Here is a 21,435-nt window from a genome sequence, read left to right on the forward strand (position 1 = left end):
TACCTCTTAGAATTGCAGACTATTGAACTGCTTTTTGATGCTTTGGTTTGAATAAAATAAACAATTGAGCATTGGAAATGGGTAATAAATTAATATCAAAGTTATAGTTAATGATCTCAAAATTTAGATTTTCAACAGCAGTAAAAAGTTCCAGAGATATTCTGACTTGTATTAAAAATTTTAATACTTCAGGTGAGTTGTTTGGGAATGGAGACCGAAATGTTATTAAGTTGTTTGATCTTGAGGAGAAAAAAATCAACATTAAATCCTTTAAAATTCCGAATTTAATCAACAAAGTTGCTTACCGCTATTTTAGAAAATCAAAGGCAAGACGTTCTTACGAATATGCTACAATTTTGTTAGAAAGAGGTATTGGAACTCCACAACCCATAGCATTTTTAGAGAACTTTAATTTTTTAGGTCTGAGAGACAGTTATTATGCGAGTGAGCATCTGACAACTGATTTAACCTATAGAGAGCTTGTAGAAATTCCGGATTACCCGGATCATGACAATATCTTAAGACAATTTACAAGGTTTAGTTTTGGTCTTCATGAGAAAGGAATTGAATTTTTAGATCACTCCCCGGGAAATACGCTTATTAAGAAGAAACAGGACGGAAATTATGAGTTCTTTTTGGTCGATTTAAACCGAATGGAATTTCATGAATCAATGAGTTTTGAAATGCGTATGAAGAATCTGTGTCGCCTAACCCCTTTAAAAGAGATGGTAGCGGTTATGAGTAACGAGTATGCAAAGTTTTATAAAGAAGAATCGGAACAAAGAATATTTGAAACTTTATGGAAATATACTGCTGATTTTCAGGAGAAGTTTTACAGAAAAAAGCGTTTGAAAAAGAAACTTAAATTCTGGAAGAAGTAATTCGGGCCAGTTCTTTATAGCGGATAAAAACGCTGTAAGCATTTAGATAGCATATCGTGATTCCTTTGGCTCCGTCTAAAAAGCCCAAACGAACTAAAAACTGATACAGAAAAGTATAAACAGGATGGAAAATCATCAGTAAACGAGATGATTTCTGTCCTTTTTTTTGTTTTTCATTGGCCTTTAAAACTCCGTAACTGTACATTTTTGCTTTGTAGTCAGTATAAGAAGTATAAGAGAAATGAATGATTTTGTTTTTTAATGTTGAAATCGGTCCGTTCACGATCAGTTTTTCATGTACCATTCTGTCCTGATTGTATCGACAGTTTGTTTTATTAAAAAGTCTGAAAATTTTATCCGTTTGCCAGCCGCTAAAATGAAGCTTGCGGCTTTTGAACATAAAAGTTCGATAAATGAAATAGGCACTTGCCGCATCTTTTTGATTGATGGTGGCTGCGATTTCCAGTTTTAGTTCCGGAGTTAATCTTTCATCGGCATCGATGAATAAGATCCAGGAGTTTTTTGCCTGATCAATCGCAAAATTACGTTGTGAAGTGTAATTAACGAACGGATTCTGGATTACTTTTACGTTTTTAAAAGATTCAATTATGCTCAGCGTCCGATCGGTACTGTACGAGTCTACTACAATGATTTCATCGGCAAAATCGATATCTCCCAGTAATGATTTTATATGCTGTTCTTCATTAAGCGTAATAATCAAAACGGACAATTTTTCCCTGTCAGCAGTATTCATAAGTTCTTCACTCATTTTCAATTTTTATACTCCTGAAAATAAGTATCCAGTTTTTCAAGCATTAAAGTTAAAGGGTACTCATCGTAATACTCAAAAGTATGATCTTTTATGTATTGTTCGGTGTGTTGCTTGTATATTTCCGGTTTTAAATCTTTTAGGTGAATAGAGAAGTTTTTGGCTTCATTTTCAAATATTTGCCAGGTCTCTTTTCTAACAGATGGTGTAAATATAGAGAAGGTTGGAATTTCAAGTGCTTTGGCCATATTCACGGCTCCTCCTTCATTTCCGATTAACATTTCGCATTGTGAAAGTAAAGCTAGAAAAGGCCTTAGTTCAGTGCAGTACAAATCAAAAACGATGTGCTTTTTAGTTTCGGCACTACAATGGTTGTATACTTCGAGAGCCTGTTCTTTTTGGTCCGGGATATAATTAAAAATGATAGTCGCGTTGGTTTTGGTAACTGTAAAATCGATAATTTTAGCCATTCCTTCTAAAGGATATGTCTTGTAAACTTCGCTTCCTAAAATTCCAAACATGATTAATGGCTTTTCCATATCGACCTGGTAGCTTTTCAGAAGTTTTTTGGCATCATCAATTTCAGATTCTTTCAAAAAGATTTTTGGTTTTACATCTGTAATCTTTTCAGAAATGAACGGCTTTAGAAGCATCAAACGATTTTCAATGGCCAATCCGTGTTCTGATTCTACAGCATCTAAGCGTTCATAAGTGTAATTATAGCATATTTTGGTGTACCATTTACGATATGAAACCTTATATTTTGCACCTGAAAACAACGTAATTAAATTAGTTTCCAACTTAGAATAAACGTCAATAACAGCATCGTATTTATTGCGTCGGATTTGAAAAATAAATTTAAACAGAGAAGGAGTTGATTTTCTAACCTTGTTGGATAAAGGAATAATGTTATCAATATTCTTGTTCTCTTTTAGTACATCGACAGAATTTGGGTAACACATATAATCGATAATCGAATCCGGGTATTTGGTTTTTAGATTATTACAGATTATGGTGCTCGTTAATACATCTCCAATTCTTTTTTGCTGAATGACTAATATTCTCATTTATTTAAAATTCAATTTGTGGGCTAAATTAGTAATAATTTTGTAAAATGTGCAAACGTACGATTAAGATAAGGTAACTAGAATAAAAAGCCGTATTTTTGCAAAAAACAAATTCCCCCCAAGAAAATGCAGATTAGTGGTCTAGTTATTACTTTCAATGAAGAGAAAAATATTGGTAAATGTATAGATGCTTTACTAAAAGTGTGTGATGAAGTAATTGTAGTAGATTCGTTTAGTAAAGATCGTACCGTTGAAATTGCCAAAGAAAAAGGCGCGATAGTTATTGAACAGGCCTTTTTGGGCGACGGCCCGCAACGTACACATGGATTGCCATATTGTAAAAACGACTGGATTTTAAATCTTGATGCCGATGAGTTTCTGGATAAAGATGCTGAAAAATTTATATTAGATAAAAAATATCTTGAAGGAAACTATGATGCTTTTAGTTTTAGAGTAAAAAACTTTCTTGGCGATAAACTTATCGATTTTTCAGGCTGGTATCCGGATCAAAAAGTTCGCTTTTTTAATAAACAAACAGCACATCCTTCTGATTCTAAGGTGCATCAGAAGATAATTACTCAAAACGAGAAAAAAGTTTCCGTACATATCTTGCACTACGGCTGGGACTCTTTAGATCAGATTATTGCAAAGAAAAATCAATATTCCGGTTGGCATGCACAACAATTGTTCGATCAGGGGAAAAGAATAACCGCAATTAAGCCAGTTATTAATGGGGCTGTTGCGTTTATCAGATGCTACTTTTTTAAGAAGGGTATTTTTAATGGTGTAGACGGGTTGTCGATAGCTATGATTCAGAGTTTCTTTTCTTATATGAAATATGCTAAGCTTTTAAAACTTCAAAAGAGGCTAAAATAAAATTTGATAAAAACGGAAGTACAATTTCAATTACAGTACCGTTTTTTAAGATACTAGCACAGTCCTTCACGCTGTGTTGTTGCTTGGTTTTTCGATTGTTGCATGTGTCAGATATATTTTTTGCAATATATCTAGGGGTAAATTTGCTTTAAAAATTGTAATAAGTAGTTTTTTTCTTATATTTACAAGCGGGTAAGATCAGGTTTTATTTAACAATAATAAGGTTTTTTGTTTCATTTCTTTTTTTTTGCTTAAAAGTGTTTTTTTTGTGAAAAATAATACTATTAATGATAGATTTGCTAAAAAAAGAGAGAATGTCAAAGCTACCAATTTTAATGTATCATAATGTTGTAGAAGACGAAGCCAAGTCTGTGGATTTAAGTGTTTCTGTAGCAAAATTAGAATCACAATTTAAATTTTTACACGATAACAATTACACGACATTTCATTTTAAAGATTTAGAAAATTTAAAAGAACTTCCTTCAAAAAGCATTATAATCACTTTTGATGATGTTACCGAGTGCCAGTTGTTGTATGCGGTGCCTTTGCTTGAAAAATACCACTTAAAAGCTTCTTTTTTTATACCATTTTCTTACGTTGGTAATTTTGATTATTGGATCGAAGGAAAAGAAAAAATTATGAGTGTCGAACAGCTAAAAGGGTTGAATCCTGATTGTATTGAGCTGGGATATCACTCTTTTGAACATAAAAGATACAGTTCGTTGTCTAAAGAAGAGTTAGAAGCTGATTTTGCGAAATCTAATGCGTTTATTTTGGACAATCAATTAGATATAAAACCTGTTCTGGCATATCCTTTTGGGAATTATGCCAAGAAACATTCTGAGTTTGCTGTTTTTGAAAATATGATGCGGGATAACGGTATAAAATACGGTTTGAGAATAGGCAACAGAGTAAATAATTTTCCCTTTAAAAATAACTATTTGGTAAAGAGAATAGACATAAAAGGCGAAGATAGTTTGTTTAGATTTAAATTAAAATTGAAAATAGGTAAGCTTAAATTATTTTAAAAAATGCTATGGAAATTAGTGGATTAGTAATAACGTATAATGAAGAAAAAAACATTGGCAAATGTATTGATGCGCTGTTCAGAGTTTGTAACGAAGTAATTGTTGTTGATTCGTTAAGTACAGATAATACAGTAAAAATTGCCGAAGAAAAAGGGGCTAAGGTTGTTTCGCAGAGCTTTTTAGGAGACGGACCTCAGAGAATTCACGGTCTTCCTTATTGTAAAAATGACTGGATTTTAAATTTAGATGCTGATGAGATCTTGGCCGACGATGCCGAAAAATTTATATTATCAGGTCAATATGAAAAACAGAATTTTGATGTGTATGCCTTTTCTCTGTATAATTATATGGGCTGTAAGCTCATTAATTTTGCAGGTTGGTACCCTGATAAAACTTCACGATTTTTTAACAAACAAACGGCTTCTCCTTCAAAAGATAGCGTACATCAAAAAGTTTGTGGTACTAATAAGACCCACTTAAAAGTTCATATACACCATTATGCCTGGGACTGTTTTGGACAATTTATCAGTAAGAAAAATTTATATTCAACCTGGCATGCCCAGCAGCTTTACGATCAGAACAAAAGGGTAAGCAGTTTTAAGCCTATATTAAACGGGACAGTTTCTTTTGTTAGATGTTATTTTTTTAAAAAAGGCTTTTTACATGGATTAGACGGTTTCACATTTTCAATGACTCAGGCTTTCTTCTCTTATATGAAATATGCTAAGCTTTTGAAACTTCAAAAACAGAATAAGTAAAAAAAGTATATAAAATAATAAAGCGGAATGAGTAATCATTCCGCTTTATTATTTATAGAGATTATATGTTAAACAGCAACATCGTACTCACGAAGTGCGTTGTTTAATGAGGTTTTTAAATCTGTTGATGGTTTACGAGTACCAATGATTAATGCACATGGTACTTGAAATTCACCTGCAGCGAATTTTTTAGTGTAACTTCCCGGAATCACAACAGAGCGAGCAGGAACAAAACCTTTCATTTCAACAGGTTCATCACCAGTTACATCGATAATTTTTGTGGAAGCAGTCAAACAAACATTAGCGCCAAGAACAGCTTCTTTTCCTACGTGAACTCCTTCTACTACAATACAACGAGAGCCAATAAAAGCACCATCTTCAATAATAACCGGAGCAGCTTGCAATGGCTCTAAAACACCACCAATACCAACACCACCGCTTAAGTGAACATTTTTACCAATTTGAGCACAGCTTCCAACAGTTGCCCAGGTATCAACCATAGTACCTTCGTCAACATAAGCACCAATGTTTACATAACTTGGCATCAAAATTACACCGCTTGAAATATAAGCTCCGTAACGGGCTACAGCATTAGGTACTACACGAATTCCTTTTTCAGCATAACCTTTTTTTAGCAACATTTTGTCGTGGTATTCGAAAATACCGGATTCCCATGTTTCCATTTTTTGAATCGGGAAATACATTACAACAGCTTTCTTGACCCATTCGTTTACCTGCCACTTGTCACCAACAGGTTCAGCGCAACGTAATTTTCCTGCATCAATCAATTCAATAACCTCTCTGATAGCATCAGTAGTAGCGGTTTCTTGTAATAAAGCTCTGTTTTCCCAAGCTTGTTCTATTATAGTCTGTAAAGAATTCATAAGTTTTAATTTTTGGCAAAGATAAGGTATTTGCGGAAAAGCAGAAAAGTAAAGCTATTGTAAAATGTTACAAGTGTAACTTTTTGTTTGTATTTTGATAAATAAAACAAGGCTTATAGAAAATGCAAAAATGGGATTAATCTATAAACGTTTTTTTTTGATGGTAAAACATGATAAAAATCAGATTTTGCGTTTTTACTTCTCATTAATTTCGCGGTATAATTCCCAAAAGATATAGAGAGGAATTGCAAAATACCATTCCAAAACAAAAATATTTAATCAGTAAGAAATGAATCAAGAAAATCAACTCCGAACGCCTGTTACAGTAATCGATAAAGAAGTCACGTGGGATAAAACGCAAGTGATTATGAGTAAAACAAATGCTTTTGGTATTATTGAGTATGCCAACGAAGTATTTGTGGATGTATGCGGTTATGAAGATTATGAGTTAATGGGGCAGCCACACAATATTATACGTCATCCGGATATGCCAAAGGTTATTTTTAAAGTGCTTTGGGAAAATCTTAAAAACGGAAAGAACTTTCATGCTATTGTTAAGAATTTAGCAAAGTCAGGACGTTACTATTGGGTTATTACCGATTTTGAGATTGCAAAAGACGAGAATGGAGTTATTGTGAATTATTTTGGAAGACGACAGGCAGTCCCGCAAGAGGTAATTGCCTTGCATATTGAGCCGCTATACAAAAAACTGTTACAAATTGAGGCAGCGAGCGGCATGGAGTTTAGCGAGAAATATCTTGTTGGATTTCTGGAGGAAAAGAAGAGGACTTATGTTGAATATATTAAGGAGTTAATTTATGAACATGAGAAATCGCAGGCAAAGTTTGCTCAGTATGAAGTGCAGGAAAATGATGAAGAGGAGGAAAGAGGTTTTTTTAGAAGACTGTTTAACAGATAGAAGTTATTTTTTTTAGATTTTGAATATTTGGAAAAAATCCGTTTTGAACAAAAGCTCAGAACGGATTTTTTATGAGGTAAAATGTATCTTGATTGTTTTAAGAATCTTAAACTAGTTGTTTTGTTTGTTAGGTTTTACAGAAAGTTAAATAGGAAATGATCAGAATAAAAAAAGTTTATCTTTGTATTGTAAATGAAAGCATTATGGAAGCAATTAGATTAGAGTTTCAACCGGAAATAAAAGAAAAAATATTAAAATTGTTAAGTTCGTTTTCTTCAGAGGAACTTAAAATAATTCCGGAAGATTCAGGATTTGAAGAGGATAAGAGGAAATTGAGAGAGAGAGCTGAAAAAATTGCAAACGGAACAGCACAATACAGCACGTTTGAAGAATTAGATGTTTTACTTGAAGAGACTATTAAAAAATATGAAAATTAATTTAACGATTGAGTTTAATTATGATTTGAATGATATCGTGCATTTTATTTCAAAAGATAAACCAATTGCAGCAAGAAATTTTAAAAATGAATTAGTAAAAAAGCTGAAGAAGGATTTGGTGGATCCTTTTCATTTTAAAAAATCTATATATTTTGATGATGAAAATTTTAGAGATTATGTTTTTAAAGGATACACTACAATCGTAAAAATTGACTCTAAGAATGAAATTGTTCATGTTATTGGTATTTTAAAGCATCGAGCACTATTTTAAATTAAGTTTGCAAAAAAATAAAATAAAATGCCAAGAATTCTTTCTATAGACTACGGACAAAAACGTACCGGAATTGCTGTTACGGATGAAATGCAGATCATTGCTTCAGGTTTAACAACAATACCAACCAATACCCTTATTGATTTTCTGAAAGATTATTTTACAAAAGAAAAGGTTGAAGCCGTTTTAATCGGCGAGCCCAAACAAATGAATGGTCAGCCATCAGAGAGTGCTTCAGTTATTAAAGGATTTGTAACTCATTTTACCAATATTTTTCCTGATATGAAAGTAGTTCGTGTCGACGAACGTTTTACGTCTAAAATGGCTTTTCAAACGATGATCGATAGCGGACTCAGTAAAAAACAGCGTCAGAACAAAGGTTTGATCGATGAAATTTCGGCTACAATTATGCTTCAGGACTATCTTTCGTCAAAACGTTTTTAACACCCAATCTTTTAGCTTTTTATTTTTTAGAAAAACATAACTTTTATCATGCAATTTTAGTTTTTTTTTGCAATTATAAAAAGTACCTTTGCACTTTAAAAATAATACTGTTATGTCTGACAAAACAATACGTTCTAATAGTGAAGTAGTGCTTATTGGAGCGGGAATTATGAGTGCCACTCTTGGAGTAATTTTGAAAGAATTACAACCTGATATAAAAATTGAAATTTACGAAAGATTAGATGTTGCTGCCGCAGAAAGTTCAGATGCATGGAATAATGCAGGAACAGGGCACTCTGCCTTTTGCGAATTAAATTACACTCCTGAAAAGGCTGACGGAAGTATTGATCCGAAAAAAGCGATAAGTATTGCGGAATCTTTTGAGATTTCACGCCAGTTCTGGTCCTATTTAGTAGAACAGAAAAAGGTACCATCTCCTGATAATTTTATTAAAAGTGTTCCTCACATGAGTTTTGTTTGGGGAGAAAAAAATGTAGCGTATCTTAAAAAGAGATTTGAAGCATTACAAAACAACCCTATTTTTTCTCAAATGGAATTTAGTTCCGATTTTGAGCAGTTAAATAAATGGATGCCGCTTGTTATGGAAGGCAGAGATGCTAACGAGAAACTGGCAGCTACACATATGGAAATAGGTACCGATGTGAATTTTGGGGCTTTAACCAGAAGCATGTTCAATTATTTAGCGACACTTGATGGTGTTTCTTTGCACTTTAATCATGAAGTTAAAAAACTAAAACAACGTGAAGATAAATCATGGCGTATCAAAATCACCGATCTTGCTACCGGCGATGTAAGAAAAGCTTATACTAAGTTTGTATTTATCGGAGCGGGTGGAGGCTCATTGCCTTTATTAGAGAAAGCAAATGTACCGGAAGGAGATGGCTACGGAGGTTTTCCGGTAAGCGGACAATGGTTAAAATGTACCAATCCGGAGGTAATTGCAAAGCATCAGGCAAAAGTTTATGGAAAAGCAAGCGTTGGAGCGCCTCCAATGTCTGTACCACATATCGACACCCGTGTAATTGATGGCGAAAAAGCATTGCTTTTTGGTCCGTTTGCAGGATTTTCAACACGCTTTTTGAAAAATGGTTCTTACTTAGATTTACCATTATCTATAAAACCGAACAACTTAATTCCAATGTTGTCAGCAGGATATCATAATATTCCTTTGACTAAATATTTGATTGAGCAGGTACGTCAGTCTCCTAAAGACAGAATGAAAGCATTACGTGAGTATTTGCCAACAGCACGTTCTAAAGACTGGAAACTGGAAAGAGCCGGACAACGTGTTCAGGTAATTAAAAAAGATGAAAACGGTGGCGGAGTTTTAGAGTTTGGTACCGAAGTCATTAGTACACATGACGGAAGCCTGGCGGTATTATTAGGAGCTTCTCCGGGAGCGTCAACTGCAGTAGGTATTATGGTTGATTTGATCAGCAGATGTTTTACCAATCAGGTGAAAACACCAGAATGGCAGTCAAAAATGAAAACGATGATTCCGTCCTATGGTCAGACTTTAAATGATAAACCGGAACTTTTAGCCGAGCTTAGAAAACATACTTCTGAAGTTTTAAAACTAAAAAATAGTTAAACTCAGATCCTAGAATAAATAACAAATCCAGATGAATTAATCTGGATTTGTTGCTTTAAATTCCTTTGTAATTTTTAAAATCTTCTCAGCCAGATTGCTCATCCAGATCAATTGTTCTATTACCATTTGAGCTTCTTGCATTTTGGCTTGTCGTGTTTCCTTGTCCAGATCGTCATCTGCGGCAAGACGTTTGAAGTTAACACGTTTGAGTTCTTCAAATTGTAAAGTCACATCTTCCTTATCAAAATAAGTATCATTGATGATCTTTTCATTTCTTAAAGCAGCAATTGCGTGATCCAGATTGGAAAGAATTGTTTTTATGATGTAGTTAAAAGATTCTGAAGCAGAAGTAGTCTGGTGTGACTGGATATAAGTTGATAGCGAAGCCAACGCTGATAATATAGAATGGTTAAGCACCACCAGTTTATTAACCAATGGAAGTGTTTTTTGTTTCGATTTAGGCTCCTGCATCATGCGCTGAAAGGAAGTCATTAGATTCCCAACCTCAACAAAAGCATTTTTTCTGGATAATCGGTATGAAGTAGGAACTTCTCCTTTTTTATTGTAGAAATCGGCAATCTCTTTTAGGTAATTTCGATTAGCGCGAATCGAATTTTCAATATGTATAGGAGTATTGATAAATTCCCAGGCCGGCCATAGAAACTGATTGGCTAAAAAAGCTAAAATGGCTCCCGCGAGTGAATCGAGAATTCTAAACTGAATCACTTCAACCACATTTGGAGCTAAAATTCCATAAATAAAAACCACGTACATCGTAACAAATGTTGCGCTTATTTTGTAGTTAATTTGTGTAAACGAGATACCAAGAAGCATACAAACAATAGAGAAGATACTCAATACAACGTGATTTTGTACCAAAGAAACAATTCCGAATGCTAATAATCCTCCTAAAATAGTACCGAAAATTCGGTTATAGGAGCGCTCTTTCGTTAAGCCGTAACCCGGACGCATGATTACTACAATGGTCAGTAAAATCCAATACACGTTTTGAAACGGAAGAAATTTTCCAATCACAAAACCAATTAAAATAGTGGTTGTCAGTCGTATGGAATGTCTGAAAATAGAAGAAGAGTAGGATAAATTCTCAAGCAAAGTACGCAATGGGTAATATTGAGGCGTTAGGAATTTCTCTAGTTCCTTATCCTTGTCTTTTAATTTATAAGATTGCATCGCAAGTGAAAAAGCACGTTGGATGGTTTTGATTTTTCCCACCTGATTTTTAGCGTACTTCAGCATATTGGTCAACATGAGTACACCTTCGGCAGCTTCTTCTTTCCCTAAAGTTTTTTCATAGTCAAAAATGGCAAACTCCAAAGCATCAAGTTCATTCTTTAAATCATTCTTGTCAACATATACACTAATGTTGTGTACATTTTTAGACAGTTTTTTTAAGGTAGAGGCTAATTTATAAGCTACATTCTGATAGGTTCGAAGCACTTCGGGATGTGCGGCAAATTTTTCATGCAGTTTATCGTGGTCAAAAGAAGTGTATAAGGCCAGTTCCTGAATCTCAACCAGAGTGATAAAAACAAGTAGCATCTTTCGATTCTGACTGGTTGCTCCCGAGGTATTTTGATTGCCAATAAGCATCTTTCTTAAATCCTCATGAATCAGATTGAGTTCTACCTGAACGCTTAATTGTTTCTCAATAATGGCTTTTCTGTTGGCTTCGGGATTCCATAAATCCCCTCTGAGTTTTAAATATTTGGCCGTTAGTTTTATGCCTTCGGCAATTTGAAGTTCAACATATTTGTACGGCTGTACAAAGTGAAAGACCAATGATACAATCAGATATAAAATTCCACCTATAAAAATAAAACCCGAATATTCAAAAGCTTCCCAGCCTTCATGCAAATGGCCAAACGATAAGGAAATTGACAACAAAGCAGAGAACGAAACCAGAGTAGCACGCTGACCATATACTGAAATCATTGAACATAAAAACAGTAGAAAGCCTAAAAAAGGATAAAACAAAAAGGGATACGGATAAGCAAGATTTACCAGCAAGTTTACTCCCGAAACGATAAAGGAAGCCACTATAAGTCCTTTTATTTTATGGCTTAAAGAACTCGGAATATCACTGGGATACGTATAAAAAGCCCCCAAAGCGATAGTAAAACCGATTTCGAAGTGTCCGAGAAAGTTCAGAATTAAGACAGGAACAACCGAAGCAATAGTTACTTTTGAGGCATTTAAAAAAGAAGTACTGTTGGTAAATTTCGAGATACGGTCAAACATATATGGAGGTTTACAAACAAAGGTAAGAATTGTACGAATTAATTTGGCATAATTATGGATGAGTTTTTGGCGAGATTGCAAAAAATGACATATAATAGCCCTTTCGAATTATTCATTGACTATTTTTTACTATTTTTGCCAGCTGAATTAAGAGAATTAAATTCAGTGTTTTTCAGTAGATAATGCATTAAAATATTACAAATGATTTTACCAATTGTAGGATATGGTGATCCTGTTTTAAGAAAAGTGGGTGAGGCAATTACGCCAGATTATCCAAACCTAAAAGAAACAATAGCTAACATGTATGAAACCATGTACAACGCTTTAGGGGTTGGACTTGCTGCGCCTCAGGTAGGTGTTCCTATTCGTTTGTTTGTTATTGATACAACTCCTTTTAGTGATGATGAGGATCTTTCTTCAAGTGAGCAGGAAGATTTAAAAGGTTTCAAAAAAACTTTTATCAATGCTAAGATTTTGAAAGAAGAAGGAGAGGAGTGGAGTTTTAATGAAGGTTGTTTGAGTATTCCGGATGTTCGCGAAGATGTTTACAGAAAACCTACCGTTACAATTGAATATTGTGAAGAAGATTTCGTAATGAAAACCGAAGTTTTTGACGGGTTGGTAGCCAGAGTAATTCAGCACGAATACGATCATATTGAAGGAGTTTTGTTTACAGATAAAATCTCTTCTCTAAAGAAACGTCTGATCCAGAAAAAACTAAAAAACATTACCGAAGGCAAGACATTTCAAGAGTACAGAATGAAATTTTTTGCTGCAAAAAAAGGAAGATAGTATTCTAAAGTATGAATTTAGAATCAAAGAAATATAATAAATCAAATTCTTAATACTAATTTTAATAAACATGAATTTAGAGAAAATTTTAGCCATTTCTGGGAAACCAGGTTTATATGTATTGAAAGTGCAAACTCGTACAGGTTTTGTGGCAGAATCATTAGCAGATGGAAAAAAAATCACAGTAAACTTAAAAAGTAATGTAAGTTTATTATCAGAGATTTCAATTTATACTTACGAAGGCGAAAAACCATTAACAGAAGTAATGCAACGTATTGCTACTAAAGAAAATAAAGGTCAAGCCATTTCTCATAAAGAAGATAATGCTACATTATCCGCTTATTTTAAAGAAATTTTACCTGAATACGACGAAGAGAGAGTTTATCCTTCAGATATTAAAAAAGTATTAAACTGGTACAATACCCTTCAGGCGAAAGGTTTGGTAACAGATTTAGCTCCTGCTGCTGTTGAAGCTGTTGAAGAAGCTCCGGTTGCTGAAGAAAAACCAAAAAAAAGCTCCTGCTGCTAAAAAGGCAAAAGCGAAAAAAGAAGAATAGTAGTTCATAGTATTCTTTTAAGGTACTAAGTTTCTGAGTGACTAAGTTTTTTAGATTGTTAAGAATAGATTAGGCTCAGCATTTTGGAACCTCAGAACCTAAATACTTCAAAATATATTAATCCTGTTGAGATGTTTTCTTGACAGGATTTTTTACTTTTACACCAATCGTTACAACCCGGATAAAACTTCAAAAATGAGCAAAGAACTTCAACTTAAGGCCTTCGAAAGATTATTAATTATTATGGATGAACTTCGTGAGCAATGCCCGTGGGATAAAAAACAAACTTTGCAAACCCTTAGACATCTTACTATCGAAGAAACCTATGAGTTGGGTGATGCTATTTTAGACAATGACTTAAATGAAGTAAAAAAAGAACTGGGTGATTTGCTGTTGCATATTGTTTTTTATGCGAAAATAGGCTCTGAAACCAACGATTTTGACATGGCAGATGTGTGTAACGAAATCTGTGATAAACTCATTCACCGTCATCCTCATATCTACAGTGATACCAAAGTCAAAGACGAAGAAGAAGTAAAACAAAACTGGGAAAAGTTAAAGCTGAAAGAAGGTAAAAAATCAGTTTTAGAAGGAGTTCCGAGAAGTTTGCCGGCATTAGTAAAAGCCAGTCGAATTCAGGACAAAGTAAAAGGAGTTGGTTTTGATTGGGAAGAATCGCATCAGGTTTGGGACAAAGTTCAGGAAGAACTGGAAGAATTGCAAGTGGAAGTAAAAGCAGGGGATCAGGACAAAATAGAGGCCGAATTTGGAGATGTTTTATTCTCTATGATCAATTACGCCCGTTTTTTAAATGTAAATCCCGAAGATGCTTTGGAACGTACTAATAAAAAATTCATTAAGCGTTTTCAGTATTTGGAAAGCAAAGCAGCAGAGATGGGAAAACCTTTGATGGATATGACGTTGGCCGAAATGGATGTTTTTTGGAACGAAGCTAAAAAGCAGTAATTATTCTGCCAGCTTTTTTAAGGCTTTGATGTCCTGAAGTTTGATTTTTTTGCCGACTAATTCAATTAAATTCAGTTTGTTAAAATCCGATAACAATCGAATACAGCTTTCTGTGGCCGTACCTATGATACCCGCCAGCTCTTCTCTTGTAAGCTGAACTTTCAGAGTATTATCCGCATTCTCACCAAAATCGTCATGCAACTGCAGTAAAGTTTCAGCTAAACGCTGTTTCACCGTTTTTTGTACCAATGCAATTTTATCGTTTTCAGATTCTTTTAAATCCTCACAAACTGATTGCATCAAATTCATAGAGAACTGATTGTTGTTATTGAAAAAGTGAAGAATTTCGGCTTTCGGAATAAAACATACTTCCATATCAGCAACGGCTTTGGCAGTTAAGTTAGCAGGTTCATTGCTAATCATAGAACGCTGACCTAAAAGTTCTCCTGATTTTACCAGTTTTACAATTTGATCTTTTCCGTTGGCACTTAATTTAGAAAGTTTTCCAACACCGTCTTTTACACAATAAACTCCATTCGTAACTTCACCTTCTTCAAAAAGCGCATCCCCTTTTTTAATCGTGTAAGTTGTTTTGCTATTCGCCAGTTTCACAACCTCGTCTTTATTGAGTGCTTTTAGAGAAGAAAGCTGTCTTACGATACATTGGTCACATTTATTCATAGCAAAAATATTTATTACAAAATTAACCAATATTCGCTTTCGCAGCTAGTGTTTGGGCTGAAAAAAAACAAAAAAATCTGACATCACTGTTTGAAGGATTTATTTCATTAAATTAGAAACGGATTTCGTTGTAGTATGATAAATGTCATATTTAAAGTCGCCTCTTATTTTGAATATTTGTGGTATCAAAAAAAAACAAATTATGAGTGAACAAAGTTGTTTTCATTGCGGACTTACGATTCCTAAAAATGAAGTAATCAATTTTGATGAAAAGAAATTTTGCTGTGCCGGATGTAAAACGGTTTACGAAATTTTTAGTCTTCATGATTTAACCGGTTATTATGATTTTGAAAATGCACCCGGCGCTACTCCACAGGATATCACAGGTAAATATGACTTTTTAGACAATGAGGCTATTCTTTCGAAAGTATTAGAATTTCAGGAAGGAAATACGGCTATTGTTTCTTTAAATATTCCCTATATTCATTGCAGTTCTTGTATTTGGATTTTGGAGAATTTAAACAAAATGCAGCCCGGGATAAGCCTCTCTCAGGTGAACTTTCCGGAGAAAAGGGTTCGGATTACTTTTAATTCAGATACCGTTTCTTTGAAAACTATCGTTTATATGCTTAGTTCTATAGGCTATGAACCTTATATCAGTCTGGAAAATTATGAAACGGGTAAAAATAATGTCGATAGAAGCTTAACGTATAAATTAGGTGTTGCCTTTTTTTGCTTCGGAAACATTATGTTATTGTCGTTTCCGGAATATTTTGAAATAAAAGAATTCTGGCTGGACAATTACAAACCCTTTTTCAGAATCCTGATTTTTATTTTGGCTTTGCCCAGCTTTTTGTATTCGGCAAGTGGTTATTATGTTTCTGCTTACAAAAGTATCAAATCGGGAATGCTGAATATCGATATTCCAATTGCGTTGGGAATTATTGTAATGTTTGTTCGAAGTACTTTTGATATCGTCATGAATTACGGATCAGGTTTCTTTGATAGCTTGACAGGGCTGGTTTTTTTCATGTTGTTAGGAAAGATGTTTCAGATTAAAACCTATAGCTTTTTAAGTTTCGAAAGAGACTTCAAATCCTATTTTCCAATTGCTGTGACCAGAATTAATTCAGATACTTCAGAAGAAAGTATTCCTGTTTATGATGTTTTAAAAGGAAACAGATTGCTCATTCGAAATCAGGAGCTTATTCCTGTTGATGGAATTCTGATTAGTGAAAAGGCAGAGATCGATTATAGTTTTGTAACGGGAGAAGCGGTTCCGATCACTAAGAAATCAGGAGATAAAGTTTTTGCGGGAGGGAAACATATTGGTAAAGTGATCGAAATGGAAGTGTTGCATTCGGTGTCACAAAGTTATCTGACACAATTATGGAGTAATGAAATCTTCCAGAAAAAAGTGTTTCAAAAGCATAAGACAATAACCGATGCAATTAGTAGGTATTTTACACCATTGTTATTATTAATTGCTTTTGCAGGCTTTGGTTATTGGATTTTTATGGATGCCAATACCGCTTTTAACGTCTTTACTGCGGTCTTGATTGTCGCCTGTCCATGTGCATTGGCACTTACTGCACCTTTTACGTTTGGTAATATACTGCGAATCATGGGCAAACAAAAAATGTATCTCAAAAATGCGTTAGTAATTGAGCAGCTGGCAAAAGTGGATACGATTGTTTTTGACAAAACCGGAACGATCACCACGAATAAGAAATCGAATATTGTGTATGAGGGAAATTCTCTCTCTGAAGAAAATTATATACTTATTAAAAATGTGCTTCGTGCTTCTAATCACCCTTTGAGCCGAATGTTGTATGATTTCCTGCCGGATTCAGATAGAATAAAAATTAATGATTTTCAGGAAATTACCGGAAAAGGAATTCAGGCTTCTACAGAGAATGTTACAATCAAAATTGGATCTGCAGCCTTTGTTGATAGTCCTGTAACGGAACTGTCTGAAATCGAAAAAACAGGTCTTCATATTAGAATCGATGGTACTTATTATGGAAAATTTACATTCCAGAATAAATATAGGGATGGATTAGAAACACTTTTTTCAACATTGAGTCGTGAGTATCAAATAAAGGTGCTTTCGGGAGATAATGATGGAGAACGCGCTACTTTGCAAGCCATTTTGCCTAAAAACACAGAACTGATTTTTAATCAGAAGCCGGAGCAAAAGTTAGAATTTATCAAAAAATTGCAGGACGAAGGTTGTAATGTGATGATGGTTGGAGATGGTTTAAACGATGCAGGTGCTTTGGCGCAAAGTAATGTTGGAATTTCGATCTCTGAAAATGTCAATGTTTTCTCTCCTGCCTGCGATGCTATACTGGATGCAAGTGAATTCTCGAGACTAAATTATTTTTTAAAATTATCACACAAGTCGATTACAATTATTAAAATGAGTTTTGTCTTGTCACTGCTGTATAACGTTGTTGGGCTTTCCTTCGCAATTACAGGAAATCTGTTGCCATTGGTTGCGGCTATTATCATGCCTTTAAGTACGATTACGATTGTAAGTTTTGTTACGATCATGTCTAACTATTTCAGTAACAGAAATTTAAAATCGTTATAAATAATTCTGAAGTTATTTTTTATATTTTTAACATAAGACTTCGCCTATGATAATTATCATATTTTACCAGTCAATAACCAAGTAATTTTGTTAGTATAAAACGTAAGGTATGAGTGTTATTTATCTATTAATTTCAGTAAGTATTTTCGTGGCAATTGGATTCTTTGTTGCTTTTATCGTAGCTGTCAAATCAGGACAATACGATGACGATTATACACCCTCAGTCAGAATGCTTTTTGATGATGAGACCAAAATTACCAGCCAAAAGAACAATTCATCAATAAAAGAAAAACAAGTATAATTATGGAAATGGAACAGTTTTATTACGACAACAAAATTGTTAAAAAGTTCATTTACGCTACTATCTTATTTGGAGTAGTGGGGATGTTAGTCGGGCTTACCCTTGCGGTGATGTACCTTTTTCCCAACATAACAGATGGGATCTCCTGGCTTAGTTATGGTCGACTACGGCCTTTGCACACCAATGCGGTGATTTTTGCCTTCGTTGGAAATGCTTTTTTTGCAGGGATGTATTATTCGCTACAGCGTTTGCTAAAAGCCAGAATGTTCAGCGACTTTTTAAGTAATCTGCATTTTTGGGGCTGGCAGCTTATCATTGTCGCCGCAGCAATCACCTTGCCTTTAGGGTATACTTCTTCAAAAGAATATGCTGAATTAGAATGGCCAATAGATATTGCGATTGCACTTATTTGGGTAGTAATGGGGATTAATATGATTGGTACCATGCTGCGTCGTAGAGAACGCCATTTATATGTAGCCATTTGGTTTTATCTGGCCACATTTGTTACAGTAGCAGTGTTGCACATTTTCAATAATATTGAGATTCCGGTTTCGGCTTTCAAAAGCTACTCCGTTTACGCAGGGGTTCAGGATGCTTTAGTTCAGTGGTGGTATGGTCACAATGCGGTTGCATTTTTCCTTACAACGCCGTTTTTAGGACTGATGTACTACTTTGTTCCAAAAGTAGCCAATCGTCCGGTATATTCTTATAGATTATCAATTATCCATTTCTGGTCGCTGATTTTTATTTATATCTGGGCAGGTCCACACCACTTATTGTATTCGGCTTTGCCAAACTGGGCACAAAATTTAGGAGTTGCATTTTCAGTGATGCTTATTGCACCGTCTTGGGGTGGTATGATCAACGGACTTCTAACATTAAGAGGAGCGTGGGATAAAGTTCGTGAAGAACCGGTTTTAAAATTCTTTGTAGTAGCAATTACCGGTTACGGAATGGCAACATTTGAAGGACCAATGCTTTCTTTAAAAAATGTAAATGCTATCGCGCACTATACAGACTGGATCGTTGCACACGTACACGTAGGGGCTTTAGCCTGGAATGGTTTCATGTCATTTGGTATTATTTATTGGTTGATTCCGAGAATGACCAAATCGGATTTGTTTTCTAAAAAATTGGCCAACTTTCACTTTTGGATAGGAACTTTAGGAATCATTATTTACACAATTCCATTGTATGTAGCAGGTTTTCAACAAGCTTCAATGTGGAAACAATTTAACCCGGATGGAACTTTAGTTTACGGTAATTTCCTTGAAACGGTTACCGCTATTATGCCAATGTATTGGATGAGAGCCATTGGAGGTAGTTTGTATTTAATTGGAATGTTGACATTGGTGTACAATATTATCATGACCGTAAAAGCAGGTCAGACGATTGAAGACGAATTGGCACAAGCTCCGGCTTTACAAAGAATTAGTAGTGGAAGACTTAATGGAGAGAAATTCCATACCTGGTTGGAGAGAAAACCAATTCAGTTAACCATTTTGGCTACAATCGCTATTTTAATCGGAGGTGTTATTCAGATTGTACCCACTATTATGGTCAAATCTAATATTCCGACCATCTCAAGTGTGAAACCATATACACCTTTAGAACTTGAAGGACGTGATTTGTATATCAGAGAAGGTTGTGTGGGATGTCACTCTCAATCTGTTCGTCCTTTCAGAAGTGAAGTAGAGCGTTACGGACCACAATCAAAAGCAGGAGAGTTTGTATACGATCATCCATTTTTATGGGGATCAAAACGTACGGGTCCCGATTTGTTGAGAGTAGGTGGAAAATATAATGACAACTGGCATTTCAACCATATGTGGAATCCGCAAAGTACTTCAGCAGGTTCAATTATGCCGGGTTACAAATGGCTTTTTGATAACGAAGCGATGGATGTTTCCCTGACTCAGAAGAAAATGAAGGCAATGGTTTCACTGGGTGTTCCTTATACCGAAGAAGAAATCGCAAATGCTACTAAAACATTAAGAGCGCAGGCAATGACAATTGAAAAAAGTCTGGAGAACGATCCTGACTACGTAAAAAGTTATGAGGACAGTAAGAAAAAAGCAATTGCTAAAGGTGAAAAATTCATTCCGATGAATGAGAGAGAAATTGTCGCTTTAATTGCTTACATACAAAGACTTGGAACCGATATCAAAGTAAAGCAACCATCTAAATAACAGCATCATGTTTGAGCAAATAAAACACAATATGGAGAACATTTCGGGTATAGAGATTTACCCGATACTTTCCCTACTGATATTCTTTTTCTTCTTTGTAGGCCTGGGTTTTTGGGTGTTCTCCTATAAGAAAGAAAAAATAGAGGAGATGAGTGCGATACCTTTGGATGAAGGGCTTATTATAATTTCAAAAGATAAATAAAAATGAAAAGATTTTTCCCAGTATATGTAAGAGTGCCATTGATTTTTTTCATTGTCTTTGCTCTCATGGAATATTTTATAGATTCCGGTGACAGGCCGGCTTTTATCAAGTATCCAATGGTTTCCATTTTTCTCTTTGTTTTTCTGTTTATTCTGATTGCAATCGAAATAACGTTGAGTGCTGTTAATAGGGTAATGTACCAATTAATGTCACCGGAAGAAAAAGCAAAAGCTGATCATGAAAAGAGTTTAAGTCTGACCGAAAGTACCTGGTACAAAGAGTTGATGCATAAACTAACACAAACAGAACCCATTGAAAGAGAAGGCGATTTGTTGATGGATCATGATTATGATGGTATCAAAGAGTTAGATAACAATTTACCGCCTTGGTGGGTATATCTATTCTACATCTGTATCATATTTGGTGTGATCTATGTAGCTCGTTACGATATTTTTGGAGGAGACGATCAGGAAACTGAGTTGAGAAAAGAAATGGCTCAGGCCAAAATAGATGTTGAGGAATATCTTAAAACAGCTCCTGATTTGATGGATGAAAAAACAGTTGTCTTATTAACCGATGACGCAAGTTTAGCAGCCGGTAAGGAGATCTTCATGACCAATTGTGCAGCCTGTCACAGAGCAGACGGTGGTGGTCAAATTGGACCAAACCTGACCGATGATCACTGGATTTTAGGAGGCGGAATTAAAGAAATTTTCCATACGATTACCAATGGAGGACGTGACGGAAAAGGAATGGTTTCCTGGAAAACCAATGGGATGAAGCCAAAGGAAATTCAAAAAGTAGCGAGTTACATTTTGTCTTTACAAGGCAGTAACCCAAAAGATCCAAAAGAACCGGAAGGAGAAGTTTGGGTAGATAAGAGCGTCCCTAAAAAAGGCGACACAGCAGATAAAACAAAAGATAGTACAGAAGTTAAAAAATAATA

Annotated in this window: 22 protein-coding genes; 17 read left to right on the forward strand and 5 right to left on the reverse strand. The window is 34.7% G+C overall.

What is annotated here, in order from left to right; translation table 11 throughout:
• Positions 1-110: 110 nt before the first annotated feature.
• Positions 111-881, forward strand: a complete 771-nt coding sequence (locus tag C245_RS0119575; RefSeq protein ID WP_017498313.1) for a hypothetical protein — start codon at positions 111-113, stop codon at positions 879-881.
• Here C245_RS0119575 and C245_RS0119580 read toward each other — a convergent pair.
• Both C245_RS0119580 and C245_RS0119585 read right to left on the reverse strand, forming a co-directional pair.
• Complete coding sequence (locus C245_RS0119580) at positions 862-1,650, reverse strand: glycosyltransferase family 2 protein (RefSeq protein ID WP_017498314.1); 789 nt, start codon at positions 1,648-1,650, stop codon at positions 862-864. The two genes, C245_RS0119575 and C245_RS0119580, sit on opposite strands and share 20 nt — an antisense overlap.
• A gap of 2 nt (positions 1,651-1,652) precedes the next feature.
• A complete protein-coding gene (locus C245_RS0119585) occupies positions 1,653-2,717 on the reverse strand; it encodes a glycosyltransferase family 9 protein (protein ID WP_017498315.1) in 1,065 nt (354 codons plus the stop codon).
• A gap of 126 nt (positions 2,718-2,843) precedes the next feature.
• Between C245_RS0119585 and C245_RS0119590 the strand changes: the two genes are divergently transcribed.
• The 3 genes from C245_RS0119590 (at position 2,844) to C245_RS0119600 (ending at position 5,379) form a co-directional block, all read left to right on the forward strand.
• Positions 2,844-3,593, forward strand: a complete 750-nt coding sequence (locus C245_RS0119590) for a glycosyltransferase family 2 protein (RefSeq protein WP_017498316.1) — start codon at positions 2,844-2,846, stop codon at positions 3,591-3,593.
• Between the two features lie 314 nt (positions 3,594-3,907).
• Positions 3,908-4,621 (forward strand): polysaccharide deacetylase family protein, encoded by a 714-nt coding sequence (locus C245_RS0119595; RefSeq protein ID WP_026110173.1) that lies wholly within the window; start codon positions 3,908-3,910, stop codon positions 4,619-4,621.
• 8 nt (positions 4,622-4,629) lie between these two features.
• Positions 4,630-5,379, forward strand: coding sequence for a glycosyltransferase family 2 protein (locus C245_RS0119600; protein WP_017498318.1), 750 nt, complete (start codon positions 4,630-4,632; stop codon positions 5,377-5,379).
• A gap of 68 nt (positions 5,380-5,447) precedes the next feature.
• Here the strand turns inward: C245_RS0119600 and C245_RS0119605 are convergent, their stop codons facing one another.
• Positions 5,448-6,263 (reverse strand): 2,3,4,5-tetrahydropyridine-2,6-dicarboxylate N-succinyltransferase, encoded by an 816-nt coding sequence (locus C245_RS0119605; protein ID WP_017498319.1) that lies wholly within the window; start codon positions 6,261-6,263, stop codon positions 5,448-5,450.
• Positions 6,264-6,552: 289 nt separating this feature from the next.
• Between C245_RS0119605 and C245_RS0119610 the strand changes: the two genes are divergently transcribed.
• The 5 genes from C245_RS0119610 (at position 6,553) to C245_RS0119630 (ending at position 9,946) form a co-directional block, all read left to right on the forward strand.
• The gene (locus C245_RS0119610) at positions 6,553-7,182 is read left to right on the forward strand and encodes a PAS domain-containing protein (protein ID WP_017498320.1); all 630 of its coding nucleotides are present in this window, start codon (positions 6,553-6,555) and stop codon (positions 7,180-7,182) included.
• Between the two features lie 155 nt (positions 7,183-7,337).
• Complete coding sequence (locus tag C245_RS0119615; RefSeq protein WP_017498321.1) at positions 7,338-7,619, forward strand: hypothetical protein; 282 nt, start codon at positions 7,338-7,340, stop codon at positions 7,617-7,619.
• Positions 7,609-7,890, forward strand: a complete 282-nt coding sequence (locus C245_RS0119620) for a type II toxin-antitoxin system RelE/ParE family toxin (protein ID WP_017498322.1) — start codon at positions 7,609-7,611, stop codon at positions 7,888-7,890. The genes C245_RS0119615 and C245_RS0119620 overlap by 11 nt, the downstream gene beginning before the upstream one ends.
• Positions 7,891-7,917: 27 nt before the next feature.
• Entirely contained in the window at positions 7,918-8,334 is a 417-nt protein-coding gene (ruvX, locus tag C245_RS0119625) for a Holliday junction resolvase RuvX (protein ID WP_017498323.1), read from the forward strand.
• Positions 8,335-8,446: 112 nt separating this feature from the next.
• On the forward strand, positions 8,447-9,946 hold the full coding sequence (locus tag C245_RS0119630) for a malate:quinone oxidoreductase (RefSeq protein WP_017498324.1): 1,500 nt from the start codon (positions 8,447-8,449) through the stop codon (positions 9,944-9,946).
• Between the two features lie 36 nt (positions 9,947-9,982).
• On the opposite strand, the gene C245_RS0119635 is transcribed toward C245_RS0119630, so the two are convergent.
• The gene (locus tag C245_RS0119635; RefSeq protein WP_017498325.1) at positions 9,983-12,205 is read right to left on the reverse strand and encodes an FUSC family membrane protein; all 2,223 of its coding nucleotides are present in this window, start codon (positions 12,203-12,205) and stop codon (positions 9,983-9,985) included.
• Positions 12,206-12,406: 201 nt separating this feature from the next.
• Between C245_RS0119635 and def the strand changes: the two genes are divergently transcribed.
• The 3 genes from def (at position 12,407) to mazG (ending at position 14,520) form a co-directional block, all read left to right on the forward strand.
• Positions 12,407-12,997, forward strand: a complete 591-nt coding sequence (gene def, locus C245_RS0119640; protein WP_017498326.1) for a peptide deformylase — start codon at positions 12,407-12,409, stop codon at positions 12,995-12,997.
• Positions 12,998-13,067: 70 nt separating this feature from the next.
• Positions 13,068-13,526: a DUF5606 domain-containing protein gene (locus C245_RS0119645; RefSeq protein ID WP_017498327.1), complete on the forward strand. Its 459-nt coding sequence runs from the start codon at positions 13,068-13,070 to the stop codon at positions 13,524-13,526.
• Between the two features lie 223 nt (positions 13,527-13,749).
• Complete coding sequence (gene mazG / locus C245_RS0119650; RefSeq protein ID WP_017498328.1) at positions 13,750-14,520, forward strand: nucleoside triphosphate pyrophosphohydrolase; 771 nt, start codon at positions 13,750-13,752, stop codon at positions 14,518-14,520.
• On the opposite strand, the gene C245_RS0119655 is transcribed toward mazG, so the two are convergent.
• Positions 14,521-15,201, reverse strand: coding sequence for a Crp/Fnr family transcriptional regulator (locus C245_RS0119655; protein WP_017498329.1), 681 nt, complete (start codon positions 15,199-15,201; stop codon positions 14,521-14,523).
• 202 nt (positions 15,202-15,403) lie between these two features.
• Between C245_RS0119655 and C245_RS0119660 the strand changes: the two genes are divergently transcribed.
• The 5 genes from C245_RS0119660 to C245_RS0119680 all read left to right on the forward strand — a co-directional run bounded on the left by C245_RS0119660 (position 15,404) and on the right by C245_RS0119680 (position 21,433).
• Positions 15,404-17,797 (forward strand): heavy metal translocating P-type ATPase metal-binding domain-containing protein, encoded by a 2,394-nt coding sequence (locus C245_RS0119660; protein ID WP_017498330.1) that lies wholly within the window; start codon positions 15,404-15,406, stop codon positions 17,795-17,797.
• Positions 17,798-17,906: 109 nt separating this feature from the next.
• Entirely contained in the window at positions 17,907-18,098 is a 192-nt protein-coding gene (gene ccoS / locus C245_RS0119665; protein ID WP_017498331.1) for a cbb3-type cytochrome oxidase assembly protein CcoS, read from the forward strand.
• A gap of 2 nt (positions 18,099-18,100) precedes the next feature.
• Positions 18,101-20,287, forward strand: a complete 2,187-nt coding sequence (ccoN, locus tag C245_RS0119670; RefSeq protein ID WP_017498332.1) for a cytochrome-c oxidase, cbb3-type subunit I — start codon at positions 18,101-18,103, stop codon at positions 20,285-20,287.
• Between the two features lie 7 nt (positions 20,288-20,294).
• Positions 20,295-20,489 (forward strand): CcoQ/FixQ family Cbb3-type cytochrome c oxidase assembly chaperone, encoded by a 195-nt coding sequence (locus tag C245_RS0119675; protein WP_026110175.1) that lies wholly within the window; start codon positions 20,295-20,297, stop codon positions 20,487-20,489.
• A 2-nt stretch (positions 20,490-20,491) separates the two neighbouring features.
• Positions 20,492-21,433 (forward strand): cbb3-type cytochrome c oxidase N-terminal domain-containing protein, encoded by a 942-nt coding sequence (locus tag C245_RS0119680; protein ID WP_026110176.1) that lies wholly within the window; start codon positions 20,492-20,494, stop codon positions 21,431-21,433.
• The last annotated feature ends 2 nt before the right edge of the window (positions 21,434-21,435 follow it).

Source organism: Flavobacterium sp. WG21 (assembly GCF_000335775.1).
In the GTDB taxonomy this organism is placed as follows: domain Bacteria; phylum Bacteroidota; class Bacteroidia; order Flavobacteriales; family Flavobacteriaceae; genus Flavobacterium; species Flavobacterium tructae.